The sequence below is a fragment of the Microbacterium flavescens genome (genome assembly GCF_018588945.1).
In the GTDB taxonomy this organism is placed as follows: domain Bacteria; phylum Actinomycetota; class Actinomycetes; order Actinomycetales; family Microbacteriaceae; genus Microbacterium; species Microbacterium flavescens.
In genome coordinates this window covers 686,135-698,615 of sequence record NZ_JAFIWA010000001.1, presented here as the reverse complement: position 1 = coordinate 698,615, position 12,481 = coordinate 686,135, and the positions used below count along the sequence as shown (strand labels likewise).

Annotated in this window: 11 protein-coding genes; 2 read left to right on the top strand and 9 right to left on the bottom strand. The window is 70.6% G+C overall.

The window, feature by feature from the left end; translation table 11 throughout:
* Positions 1–211 precede the first annotated feature (211 nt).
* A complete protein-coding gene (locus JX005_RS03230) occupies positions 212–1,183 on the top strand; it encodes a putative endonuclease domain-containing protein (protein ID WP_214465942.1) in 972 nt (323 codons plus the stop codon).
* A gap of 186 nt (positions 1,184–1,369) precedes the next feature.
* On the opposite strand, the gene JX005_RS03225 is transcribed toward JX005_RS03230, so the two are convergent.
* The 5 genes from JX005_RS03225 to coaBC all read right to left on the bottom strand — a co-directional run bounded on the left by JX005_RS03225 (position 1,370) and on the right by coaBC (position 7,941).
* The gene (locus JX005_RS03225; protein WP_214465941.1) at positions 1,370–2,398 is read right to left on the bottom strand and encodes an ATP-dependent 6-phosphofructokinase; all 1,029 of its coding nucleotides are present in this window, start codon (positions 2,396–2,398) and stop codon (positions 1,370–1,372) included.
* A gap of 186 nt (positions 2,399–2,584) precedes the next feature.
* The gene (locus tag JX005_RS03220) at positions 2,585–4,741 is read right to left on the bottom strand and encodes a DEAD/DEAH box helicase (RefSeq protein WP_214465940.1); all 2,157 of its coding nucleotides are present in this window, start codon (positions 4,739–4,741) and stop codon (positions 2,585–2,587) included.
* A gap of 200 nt (positions 4,742–4,941) precedes the next feature.
* Positions 4,942–5,565 carry a hypothetical protein gene (locus JX005_RS03215; RefSeq protein ID WP_246533417.1) on the bottom strand — a complete coding sequence of 208 codons (624 nt, stop codon included), beginning with the start codon at positions 5,563–5,565 and terminating at the stop codon, positions 4,942–4,944.
* A gap of 171 nt (positions 5,566–5,736) precedes the next feature.
* Positions 5,737–6,636 (bottom strand): glycerophosphodiester phosphodiesterase, encoded by a 900-nt coding sequence (locus JX005_RS03210; protein WP_214465938.1) that lies wholly within the window; start codon positions 6,634–6,636, stop codon positions 5,737–5,739.
* 78 nt (positions 6,637–6,714) lie between these two features.
* Positions 6,715–7,941, bottom strand: coding sequence for a bifunctional phosphopantothenoylcysteine decarboxylase/phosphopantothenate--cysteine ligase CoaBC (coaBC, locus tag JX005_RS03205; RefSeq protein WP_214466077.1), 1,227 nt, complete (start codon positions 7,939–7,941; stop codon positions 6,715–6,717).
* A gap of 46 nt (positions 7,942–7,987) precedes the next feature.
* On the opposite strand from coaBC, the gene JX005_RS03200 reads away from it, so the two are divergent.
* Positions 7,988–8,701: an NRDE family protein gene (locus tag JX005_RS03200; protein ID WP_214465937.1), complete on the top strand. Its 714-nt coding sequence runs from the start codon at positions 7,988–7,990 to the stop codon at positions 8,699–8,701.
* A gap of 22 nt (positions 8,702–8,723) precedes the next feature.
* On the opposite strand, the gene JX005_RS03195 is transcribed toward JX005_RS03200, so the two are convergent.
* From JX005_RS03195 to JX005_RS03180, 4 genes are read right to left on the bottom strand one after another with little or no spacing between them, the layout of a single operon-like run.
* The gene (locus JX005_RS03195) at positions 8,724–9,587 is read right to left on the bottom strand and encodes an aldehyde dehydrogenase family protein (RefSeq protein WP_214465936.1); all 864 of its coding nucleotides are present in this window, start codon (positions 9,585–9,587) and stop codon (positions 8,724–8,726) included.
* A complete protein-coding gene (locus tag JX005_RS03190) occupies positions 9,584–11,026 on the bottom strand; it encodes an aldehyde dehydrogenase family protein (RefSeq protein WP_214465935.1) in 1,443 nt (480 codons plus the stop codon). Before JX005_RS03190 ends, JX005_RS03195 begins: the two co-directional genes overlap by 4 nt.
* Positions 11,027–11,040: 14 nt before the next feature.
* Positions 11,041–12,048 carry a deoxyribose-phosphate aldolase gene (gene deoC, locus JX005_RS03185; protein WP_214465934.1) on the bottom strand — a complete coding sequence of 336 codons (1,008 nt, stop codon included), beginning with the start codon at positions 12,046–12,048 and terminating at the stop codon, positions 11,041–11,043.
* A 40-nt stretch (positions 12,049–12,088) separates the two neighbouring features.
* Positions 12,089–12,469 (bottom strand): hypothetical protein, encoded by a 381-nt coding sequence (locus JX005_RS03180; protein ID WP_214465933.1) that lies wholly within the window; start codon positions 12,467–12,469, stop codon positions 12,089–12,091.
* Positions 12,470–12,481: the final 12 nt, after the last annotated feature.

Below are 12,481 nucleotides of genomic sequence, written 5' to 3'. Positions count from 1 at the left end.
CGTCGCACTTCCTGTGGCCTCGTTCGCCGTTCGCCCCGCAGGTCATGCGACCCACCCGACCGACATGTCACAGAACGGGCGGGCTCTGGCACGTGAGGGCGCGAGTTCTGCGACACACTCGGCTCCTCCACCGTGAGCCGGCGAGCGCGGCAGCTCCCACAATTGGGGAGCGCGGGTGTGCAGGCGCCGGCCGTCGGACTCACTTGGGGGCATGGCGCGCGCACGACCGCTCCCCGAACCGTTGACCAACCGGCCCTTCAGCGTCGCCGAGGCCCGGAACCACGGCCTGTCCCCCTCGCGGCTGCGAGCGAGCGACCTCGAGAAGCCGACGCGCGGCGTCCGCACCACGCGGACTCCGGCTGTCGCGACCCCCGACGACGAGACGCACACGCAGCGACTCAACCGCATCCGCGACGATCTTCTCGCCAGGGCCCGGCGCTTCGCCCCGGCGCTGACGCCCGATCAGTTCTTCAGCCACGAGACGGGGCTCGCGCTTCTTGGTGCGCCCCTGCCCTTCACCACCGCGTCGGAGCGGGCGGTCCATGTGTCCGCGCGGCGTCCCGCAGCGCAGCCTCGTCGGGCGGGCACGGTCGGCCACCGGCTGCAGGCACGCGAGTCGAGTCTCAGACTCGCAGATCGGCTCCCCGTCGAGCATCCGGCCCGCTTGTGGCGGCAGGCGGCGACGCTGTGGGCCCACGATGACCTGGTCGCCGCCGGAGACTTCCTCGTACATCCGCGGAATCGCCTTCTCACCGTCGACGATCTGCGCCGCGAGGTCGCCGAAGCCGGGGACGTCTCCGGCGGGCGGCTCGCACGGGCGATCGAGGACATCAGACCCGGTGCGGAGACCGCCGAAGAGACGGCCCTTCGGCTTGCGATCATTCGCGCCGGGCTCCCCGAACCCTTGCTGAACTGGAGCCTGTGCACGGACAACGGCCGCTTCGTGGCGCGGCTTGACCTCTCCTACCCGCGCTACCGGGTCGGTGTCGAGCACGATGGGCGGACCCACGCGTTCGACGAGGCCCAATTCAGGCGGGACTCCGACCGGTGGGACGAAATCCGTGCACAGGGATGGGAACTCGTGCGCATCTTGAGCCACCACCTTCGCCCCGACTCGGCGGTCGCTGTACGCCGGGTAGCCGACGCCCTCGTCAGCGCGGGATGGCGGCCGGGTCAGCCCTGAGTGAGGCGGCGCGTATGTCACACAAACCGCGGCCTTCGGCGCACGAACCCGCACCTTCTGGGACACAGGCGGAAATGCTGTCACACGTACTGCAGCTGCGGCGCCGCGGAGCCCCATGTACTGAGACACGGGAGGTGGCGGATGCCTCGGACCTGAGATCCGTGCGGGAGCGAGCGGGCCCGAGGATCAGCCGAACAGCGCAGCGGCCTCTTCGTAGCGGTACAGCGGGACGGTGTTGAGCTCGCCGAGGGCCTCGGCGAACGGCACGCGCACGATGTCGGTGCCGCGCATCGCGACCATCTGGCCCCACGCCCCGTCGACGACGGCGTCGGCCGCGTGAAGGCCGAGCCGCGTGGCGAGGACACGGTCGAAGCCTGAGGGCGAGCCGCCGCGCTGGATGTGGCCGAGCACGGTCGAGCGGGTCTCGATGCCGGTGATGCGCTCGATCTCGGGCGCGATGACCTCGCTGATCCCGCCGAGCCGCGGACGATTGAAGGCGTCGAGGCCCTTGTCGCTGTAGGCCTCGTCCATGCCCTTGAGGGTGAAGCCCTCCGACACGACGATCAGCGGCGCGCGGCCGCGGTCGTGGGCGCGCGACACGAGGGCGGCGATCTCATCGATCGACATCGGCATCTCGGGGATGCAGATCGCGTGGGCTCCGGCGGCGATGCCCGCGTGCAGGGCGATCCAGCCGACGTGGCGGCCCATGACCTCGGCGACCATGCAGCGCTGGTGCGAGTCGCCGGTGGTGCGCAGACGGTCCATCGCCTCAGTCGCGATGTTGACGGCCGTGTCGAAGCCGAAGGAGTAGTCCGTCGCGCGCAGGTCGTTGTCGATGGTCTTCGGCACGCCGAGCACGTTGATGCCGTCGTTCGCGAGGCGGTTGGCTGCAGCCAGCGTTCCCTCGCCGCCGATCGCGATGATGCCGTCGATGCGGTGGCCGTACATCGTCTTGGCGATGGTCTCCGCCCCGCCGCGCGGCCCTTCGTACGGGTTCGTGCGCGAGGTGCCGAGGATCGTGCCGCCGACCTTCGACAGTCCCTTCACCTCGTGACGCGTCAGCGGGAAGAAGTCGCCGTCGACGACACCTCGCCAGCCGTCGCGGATGCCGACGAACTCGAGGTCGTACGTCGTCGTGCCCTTGAGCACGACGCCGCGGATGACCGCGTTGAGTCCGGGGCAGTCGCCTCCGCTGGTCAGGATGCCGATCTTCATAGCTGTGGTCCTCGCTGTCGGGTGAAGAGGGTCGGCGACGCTGCCTCCCCCGAGATTAGTGCCGGATGCCGCGGCCTGCCACACGGCGGGCTCAGACGGCCGCGGGATCCCACCCACCATTCACGGCCGCGAACGAAAGGCGCCCGCCCCGCGAAGCGGGACGGGCGCCGAATCCTTGACCGAACGTCAGTCCGCGCCGAGCGCCTGGCGCGTCAGGTGCATGAGCGCCGACAGCTGCACGGAGTCGCTCGACTGCGGGTCGACGGCCTCGCCGTCGAGCGCGCGGGCGGCGAGACCCTGCTTCGAGTCGATGAGCTCGGCGATCTTCGTGTCGATCGTGTGCGCGGCGATGATGCGCCACGCCGTCACCGGCTCGTCCTGCCCGATGCGGTGCACGCGGTCGATCGCCTGGGTCTGCTCGGCGGCGGTCCAGGACAGCTCGGCCAGCACGACGTTCGACGACGCCTGCATGTTGACGCCCACGCCGGCCGCGGTGAGGGAGCACACGGCGATGCCGACGGCGGGGTCGCTGTTGAAGGCGTCGATCGCCTGCTGACGAGCGGTCGTCGTCTGGTCGCCGCGCAGCGAGACCGTCTTGAGCCCGGCCGCGGCGAAGTGCGCCTCGGCGGCGTCCATGACGTCGATGTGCTTGGCGAAGAAGACGACCTTGCCCACCGACCGCTGCAGCTGGGCGGCGTAGTCGGCCGCGAGCAGGGCTTTGGCCTGGCCGATCCTGCGCACCATCGTGAACACGTTCTCAGACCCCGTGCCGGCGGCCTTCGACTCCTCGAGCTCGTTCGAGGCGACCAGGCGCACGATGTCGGCGTCGATCTCGCCGGCAGCGAGTCCGCGGTCGCCGCGCGCGTCGATGATGCGGCGGTACCGTGCGGCCAGCCGCTCGCCGAGCTCGCGCTCGGCCTGGCGGATCGACCGGCCGTACTCGTCGTCGAGCTCGACGGGGAGGTCGGCGATGAGCTTGTCGGGCAGGTCGGCCGCGACATCTTTCTTCTTGCGCCTCACGATGCCCATCGAGATCACCGCGTTGCGGGCCTCGGGGTAGAAGGCCTTGTCGGCCGGGGTCAGACCGGTCTCGTCGAGCTTCTCCATCAGCTCCGGACCGGGCTTCTCACCGGACGTCCAGCCGAGGAATCGCCAGATCGCGTCGAAGTCCTCGACGTCGTTGATGAGCGGGGTTCCGGTGAGCGCGAGCATCAGCGGGTTGCGGACCTGCTCGCGGATGCGCGACGCGAGTGCGAGCACGTTCTGCGACCGCTGCGAGCTGAGGTTCTTGATGAAGTGCGCTTCGTCGACGACCATGCCCTTGAGGCCGAGGTCGCCGAGCCACGACAGGTGCCGGTCGAGGATCTCGTAGTTCACGATGAAGATGTCGGCGAACGCGTCGATGTTCTCGCCGTCACCGTGGATGACGGTCGCGCGCCGCTGCGGGGTCCAGCGCTCGACCTCGCGGGCCCAGTTCATCTTGACGACGTTGGGCACGACGGCGAGAAGCGGGTAGGCGCCGGCGACGGATGCTGCGAGCACCGACTCCGCCGTCTTTCCCAGGCCCGGCTCGTCGGCGAGCAGGAAGCTGCGGTGTCCGTGGCGAACCGCCTCGAGGAACCGCGACTGGTGCGGCATGACCTCGAGGTTCTTCGGCGAGAGGCGGTCGAACTCGGGGACGGGAGGCAGCTCCATCGTGGCGCTTCCGCCGCCGGCGCCGGTCTCGAACGCCTTGTACAGCGGGCCCATGAGCTCCCAGCCGTCCAGACGGCGCCGCGGGGTCTCTTTCGGCGCGCGCGCGGTCAGGTCGGGCGGCAGGAACGGATTCGCCTCGCGGCGGGCCTCGACCTGCGGCGGCACGACCTGGCGCTCGGCGAGCGCGGCGGGGACGACCGTGGCGGAGGCGGGTGCCACATCGGTGATGATGAGCTCGTCGGGCGGCAGCTCGGCGCCCGACTCGAGCAGCCAGTCACGGCGCATGCGGCGCGCGACCGGGGACGTGGCCTGGTCGACCTCGAGCAGCTGGATGAGCGAGGTGTCGCGTGCCGCCGTCTTGGCGAGGATCGTGGCCACGCCGTCGAGCCGCTTGAGCAGCTCGGACCGGGCGGCGTCGGTGACCTCGGTGTCCGCCTTCACGCGGGCGCGCTCTTCACGCACCAGGAACGCGATGACCTGGAACTTGACGCGGTTGGTGGGCCCGAGCTTGCCTCGCTGGGCCTTGGCCTCGACCTCGCGCACCTTGCGGGCGAGGATCGGGATGATGGGCGCCTCATCGTCGCGGCGGGCGGAAGAGGACTTCCGGCGACGCTGAGCCGACGTCTGGGCGGGTGCCGTGGGCGGCATGCTCCTCCTGAGCGTGAGTGCCGGGGATGCCGGCGATGATCGGTACGAGACCGAAGTTCTGCGGTGCTCCCGCGGGCGGCGCTAGCGCCGTCGCGAACGCGGGACGGGATGTGCTCGCCGGCGGCCACGGGCACTCGCTTCTGCGAGCTGTGGCGTCCCCAGCGGAATCCCTGCTCGCCAGTCTAGCGGAATCGGGGCCGTCAGCCCCAGAGCGTGTCGACGATGTCTTCCGTGTAGCCGTCGGGGACGTAGTTGATCCACGCGGTGGACACCCAGCCGCCGCCTCCGACGTAGTGCGTCTCGCCGCTCGTGTACTCCTCGTCGTCGAGCGTGACGCCCTTCTGCTCGAAGGAGCAGATCGTCCCCTCGCCGAGGGTCTGGCAGTCGAACCCGCCGGCGAGGAGCTGCTCGTCGATGAAGGCCGCCTGATCGGCGTCGACGGCGCTCACGTTGGTGGCCAGCCCGAACTCGCTCGGCATGCCCCACGAGCAGCGCAGGGTGGGCAGCCCGCTGTCCAGGACCTCGAGCAGGTCGACGTCCTGGGTCGACAGCATCGTGACGCCCGGGTCGTTGAGGGGAGGGTTCTCCTCCTCGAGCTGAGCGAGCATGGCCGGCGAGTAGATCTCCTCGCACGTCGCCGGCACGGCGAAGGCGTCGGCGGTGGGAGTGGGCGTCGGCGTCGCAGAAGCGGTCGGGGTCGCCGTGGCGGTCGCGGTCGGAGAGGCGCTCGAGGTGGGCTCGGCCGACGGTTCGGGGTCCGGCTCGGGCCGGCATCCCGCGATCGATGCCGCCACGGTGATGAGCGCGACGGCTCCGATCAGCATTCGGCTCGCCCGTCGGCGACGGTCGTACGGCATGACATTCCCCCGGGTCCTGAGTGGTGCACCTACGACCCTACGCCGGGACAAGCCGCCGCGTGGCGGCACGCGCCGCGCCCTACTCGACCTCCGCCACATACGAACGCGCACCGCCGCGCCGGGTCGCCTCGGATCCGGTCAGCGCTCCTCTGCCGAGGCGCTCTGCCACTCCGACAGCGTGTGCGGCTTGTCCGTCACGATGCCGTCGACGCCGAGGGCCGTGACGGCATCCCACTGCGCGTCCTTGTTCAGCGTGTACACGACGACCCGCGTTCCCTCTGCGTGCAGGGCGTCGACCACCTCGGGGCGGGCGAGGACCGCCTTGCGGTCGACGATGATCCCGCGGACACCGGCCTGCTGGGTCGCCGTCACGACGTCCTTCGGCAGATGCTTGAGGATGAGCAGGCGCGGGACGACGTCCGATGCGGCGGCCGACAGAGCGAGGCTGCGGGCGTCGAAGCTGGCGATCGCCACCCGGGCGGCGAGGTCCCGGCGCGTGACCTCGGCGAGCGCCGCGTCCATGGCCGCGGCATCCCACTCGCCCTTCAGCTCGATGATCGCGCGACCGCCGGACTCGTCGAGGAGATCGAGGAACTCCACGAGCGTCGGCACCCGGGTGCCGGCGTACTGCGGATCGAACCACGACCCCGCGTCGAGCGCACGCACCTCGGCGAGCGTGAGCGAATCGAGCCGGCCGGTGCCGTCGGTCGTGCGGTCGACTCTCGCGTCGTGCAGCAGCACCGGGTGCCCGTCGGAGGTCAGCGCGACGTCGACCTCGACGTAGCCGAATCCGCCGGCGAGCGCGGCGGCGACCGCGGGGAGCGTGTTCTCGGGCGCTGTCGCTCCCCCGCCGCGATGGCTCGCGATGAACGCGGCATCGCCGGGAGTGCGCGGATCACCCAGCAACTCGGTCGCGCTGACCCTCGCAGGAGTCGCGCCGACGAACGCGATCACCAGGCTCGCCATCGCGAGCACGCAGACGACGAACAGGGCGTGGATCCGGTCGCGTGGGCGATCGGAAGCCGCGGAGTAGGGCATCGGGCATGTCCTCCGGGTCGTGCACCACGTCTCCGTCGGCGTGGGTGCGACCACTCTACATGCGCCGTTACCTTTTCGTTACTTAGTTTCGCCTCGGGTTTTCCGCACGGCATCCCACAGCGCGTCCGCGACCTGACGCTTCGACCCGCGCGCCTCGGCGACGACCGCGCCGGCGGCATCGATCACCACCACCTCGTTGTCGTCCGCCTCGAATCCCCTCGACCAGCCGACGTGGTTCACGGCGAGCAGATCGGCGCCCTTCCGCGCGGCCTTGCGCCGCCCACGGTCGAGGAGGGTCTCGCCGTCTCCGGGCGTCTCGGCGGCGAAGCCGACCACCGTCTGGCCGTCCGGTCTCGCGCGGACCAGGCCGGCCAGGATGTCGTCGTTCTCGATCAGCCGGAGCGTGATGCCCGGCCCGTCGGCGGACTCCTTCGAGAGCTTCGCGTCGGACACTTCCGCCACCCGGTAGTCGGCCACCGCTGCGGCCATGACGATCACGTCGGCGTCGGCCGCGGCATCCGTCACCGCATCTTTCAGCTCCATCGCCGTGCCGGCGCGCGCGACTTGCACACGGGGATGAGCGGATGCCTCGGCCAGCACGCCGTCGTCGACATGGGCCGCGATGAGCACGACGTCGGCGCCGCGCTCCGCGGCCGCGAGGGCCACCGCGATGCCCTGCTTGCCGCTCGAGCGGTTGCCGATGAAGCGCACGGGATCGATGGGCTCGCGGGTTCCGCCCGCCGTCACGACGGCGCGCACGCCCTCGAGGTCGCGGGCCGGAGCGCCGGCGGCCGCGAGCGCCTCCTCGAAGATCTGCTCCGGCTCGGACATGCGTCCGGGCCCGCTGTCCCCTCCGGTGAGCTCGCCGTCGGCGGGGCCGACCATGATTACGCCCCGCGAGCGCAGCGTGGCGATGTTGGCTACCGTCGCGGGGTGGCGCCACATCTCGGTGTGCATCGCGGGCGCCACGACGACCGGTGCCGTCGTCGCGAGTAGGGTCGTTCCGAGGAGATCGTCCGCCAGTCCGGTGGCCATCTTCGCCAGGGTGTTCGCGGTGGCGGGCGCCACGATCACGAGATCGGCCGACTGACCGAGCGCGACGTGGCGGACGCGGGCCACGTCATCGTGGACGGAGGTCGTCACGGGGTGACGGCTGATCGCCTCCCACGTCGGCAGTCCGACGAAGCGCACGGCGTCGTCGGTCGGAACGACATGCACCTCATGACCCTCCTTCACCAGGAGGCGCACGAGGTGCACCGTCTTGTAGGCGGCGATCCCGCCCGTGACTCCGACGACGACGAACACCATCCGATCTTGGCACGACCCGCATCCCGCAGGCAGGAGGAGCCCGATGTGCACCGTGGTGATCCGCGTCCCGGCGTCGGCCGACGAGCCGACGCGCGTGCTCGCGATCCGCGATGAGGACCCCGAACGGCCGTGGAACGCGCTCGGACGCTGGTGGCCGGAGAACGAGGGCGTCGTCGGCGTGCGCGATGCGCGTGCCGGCGGGGCGTGGCTCGCGGCCGATCCCGATACTCGGCGGCTCGCCGTGCTGCTGAACAGAGCGGATGCCGTCACCCGGCCCGAGTCCGAACTGATCTCCCGCGGGGGCATCGTGCTCGACTCGGTGCTCGGGTCGTCTCCCGAGGGCGAGCCGCCCACGCACGGCTTCAACCTGGTCGAGGTGCGCGACGGCCGCTCCCGCGTCCTGACCTGGGACGGCGAGACCCTCCGAACGACGGACCTGGAGCCCGGCACGCACATGATCGCCCACGACGACGTCGACGACCCGCGCACGCCGCGCATCGCACGGTGGCTCGACGAGTTCCGGTCGGCGCCCCTGGGCGAGGACGAGCGATGGTGGGATGCCTGGGTCGGCGTCCTTCGCCGGTCGGCCGAACTGCCTCCCACCGACGACCGCGCCATCATCCGCGACAACCGGCCGCTCGGCTTCCCGACGCTCTCGCTGCTGGCGTGCGTGGCGTCCGTGTCCGCGACGGGACTCGAGGTCGCCTACGGCGAATTGGCCGAGCCCGGCCGGTGGGACGAGCTCGACCTCGCCTGACGCGCGCGACGCCGCAGTGCGGTCAGATCAGGCTCTTGGTGTGCCAGACCGTCTTCGTCTCGGTGAACGCGGCGATCCGCTCGAGGCTCGGGGACGCGGCATCCGGCCCCTGCTCGGGAGGCAGCACGCGCGTGAGCGTCTCGGCGGCCGCGATCTGCAGGTCGATCCAGTCGAGATCGCCGGCGCCGACCAGGTCGAGGCCGTGCACGTCGGGGTGCGACGCGAGCCACGGGGCGATCTCGGCCGGCGAGCCGGTGAGCACGTTGATGACTCCCCCGGGCACGTCGCTCGTCGCGAGCACCTCGGCGAGGCTGATCGCCGACAGCGGGAAGCGCTGCGAAGCGATGACGACGACCGAGTTGCCCGACACGAGCGCCGGCGCGATGGCCGACACCAGTCCGACGAGGGCGGTGTCCTGCGGGGCGACGACCGCGACGACACCCGTCGGCTCGGGCACCGAGATGTTGAAGTACGGGCCGGCGACCGGATTGCCGTTGCCGGCGACCTGGCCGAACTTGTCGCACCAGCCCGCGTACCAGACCCAGCGATCGATGGCCTCGTCGACCTCGGCGGCTGCGGCCGACGAGGAGATGCCCGTCTGCTGCACGATCTCGTCGACGAACTGCGCCTTGCGCCCCTCGAGGATCTCGGCGACGCGGTAGAGCACCTGGCCGCGGTTGTAGGCGGTCGCGCCCGCCCAGCCCTTCACGGCGCCGCGGGCGGCGGTCACGGCGTCGCGGGCGTCCTTGCGGGAGGCCAGCGCGGCGTTCGCGAGGAAGTCGCCCTTCGACGAGATCACCTCGTACGTGCGTCCGGACTCGCTGCGCGGGAACTTGCCGCCGATGTAGAGCTTGTACGTCTTCGGCACGGTCAGTCGCTTGCTCACGCCGCAGCCCCCTTCAGGTACGCGAGCAGGCCGTGCCTGCCGCCCTCTCGGCCGTAACCCGACTCCTTGTAGCCGCCGAACGGTGAGGACGGGTCGAAGCGGTTGAACGTGTTCGCCCAGATGACACCGGCGCGCAGGCGGTCGGCGACGGCGAGGATGCGCGAGCCCTTGTCGGTCCAGATGCCCGCCGAGAGACCGTACGGCGTGTTGTTGGCCTTCTCGATGGCCTCGGCCGGCGTGCGGAAGGTGAGCACCGAGAGCACCGGGCCGAAGATCTCGTCGCGAGCGATGCGGTGGCTGGCCTGCACGTTGGTGAAGATGGTCGGCGCGAACCAGAAGCCGTTGTCGGGGATGACGCAGTCGGCGCTCCAGCGCACGGCGCCCTCCTCCTCGCCGATGCGGCTGAGCTCGCGGATGCGATCGAGCTGCTCGCGCGAGTTGATGGCGCCGATGTCGGTGTTCTTGTCGAGCGGATCTCCGAGACGCAGAGTCGAGAGGCGCGACTTCAGCCGGTCGACGACCTCGTCGTGCACCGACTCCTGCACCAGCAGGCGGCTGCCCGCGCAGCACACGTGCCCCTGGTTGAAGAAGATGCCGTTGACGATGCCCTCGATCGCCTGATCGATGGGGGCATCCTCGAACACGATGTTCGCGGCCTTGCCGCCGAGTTCGAGCGTGAGCTTCTTGTCGGTGCCGGCGACCGCCTTGGCGATCTCCCGCCCGACCGGGGTGGAGCCGGTGAAGGCCACCTTGTTCACGTCGGGATGCCGCACCAGCGCCGCACCGGTCGCACCCGCGCCGGTCACGATGTTGACGACGCCCGGCGGCAGGTCGGCCTGCTGCAGGATCTCGGCGAAGATGAGCGCCGACAGCGGCGTGGTCTCAGCCGGCTTGATGACGACCGTGTTGCCCGCGGCGAGCGCCGGCGCGATCTTCCACGCGAGCATGAGCAGGGGGAAGTTCCACGGGATGACCTGACCGGCGACGCCGAGCGAGCGGGGATTCGCCCCGAGGCCCGCGTAGTCGAGCTTGTCGGCCCAGCCGGCGTAGTAGAAGAACCAGGCCGCCACGAGCGGCACGTCGACGTCGCGGCTCTCCTTGATGGGCTTGCCGTTGTCGAGGCTCTCCGCCACCGCGAGCTCACGCGCGCGCTCCTGGACGAGGCGGGCGATCCGGAACAGGTACTTGCCGCGGTCGCGGCCGCTCAGCTTCGACCACGTCTTGTCGTAGGCGCGGCGCGCCGCGGCGACCGCGGCGTCGACGTCCGCCTCGGTCGCCGTGGCGATCGTGGCGATGTGCTTCTCGTCGGCGGGCGAGATGGAGGCGAACGACTCGCCGTTCCCGGGGCGGAACTCGCCGCCGATGAACAGGCCGTACTCGTCGCGCAGATTCAGGATCGCGCGCGACTCCGGCGCGGGGGCGTATTCGAGGAAACTCATTGTCTTGTCCCGGTTCAGTCGATCGTCACGTAGTCGGTGCCGGAGTAGTGACCGGTCTTGAGCTTCTGACGCTGCAGCAGCACGTCGTTCAGCAGGCTGGATGCGCCGTAGCGGAAAAGGTGCGGCTGGAGCCACTCTTCGCCCACCGTCTCGGCGACGGTCACGAGGTACTTGATCGCATCCTTCGACGTGCGGATGCCGCCGGCGGGCTTCACGCCCACCTTCTCGCCGGTGGCACGGTGCCAGTCGCGCACGACCTCCAGCATGAGCAGCGTCACGGGCAGCGTCGCCGCAGGCTGCACCTTGCCCGTCGAGGTCTTGATGAAGTCGCCGCCCGCGAGGATCGACAGCCACGACGCGCGCTTGACGTTGTCGTAGGTGTTGAGCTCGCCCGTCTCGAGGATGACCTTGAGTGAGGCATAGGTGCCGTCCTCGCGGCGGCACGCCTCCTTCACGCGGGCGATCTGATCGAACACCAGGCCGTAGCGGCCGGAGAGGAACGCGCCACGGTCGATGACCATGTCGATCTCATCCGCCCCGGCGGCGACCGCGTCGGCCGTGTCGGCGAGCTTGATCTCCAACGACGACCGCCCGCTCGGGAACGCGGTGGCGACTGCCGCCACGCTCACGCCGCCCTCATCGGGGTCGCCGTGCGCGGCACCGAGCGCCTCGACGGCGTGCGGGACCATGTCTCCATAGACGCAGACGGCGGCGACGCGAGGGCACGTGGGGTCGGAGGCATCCGGATTCAGCGCCTTCGCGACGAGCGACCGCACCTTGCCCGGGGTGTCGGCGCCCTCGAGCGTCGTGAGATCGATCAGCTCGATGATCTTGTCGAGCGCCCAGGCCTTGGACGTGGTCTTGATGGAGCGGGTGCCGAGTCCGGCCGCGCGCTGCTCGAGGCCGACGGCGTCGACGCCGGGGAGGCCGTGGAGGTAGCGCCGCAACGTGGTGTCGTCGGGCTCCCCGCCGAGCAGCGCGACAGCCCGCTCGGGCAGTGTCTGCAGATCGGTCCGGCTCATGATGCTCCCTCTGTCGTGTGTGGGCGAGGGCGAGGCTGCCTCACCCGCTCGCGCGCGTCGCTGTCCGCTCATTCGCAGTCATCCTCGAGTGCCTCAGCAGGACGATCACGCCGATCCCGACGACCACCACGAATGCGATGGTCAGGCTCGTGAAGGCGAACCAGTTCTCGTCGAGGGCGAGCACGATCGCCGCCGCCATGACCGCGATCGCCGCAGCCACCAGCTTGGACGCGAACTTCAAGCCTACCCCGGGCGTCAGTCGCCCGGCCGGCGAGTCGCCCCTCGCGAGGATCAGGTCCGCGAAGGCGTCGAGCGTGGCGAGCAGGGATGCGGAGTACGCCACGGCGCACCCCAGCGCGCCCCACAGGTTGACGGGGTTGGCTGCGGCACCCGCAGCGGCGAGGATGTCGAGGGCTGGCACGCCTCGATCGTA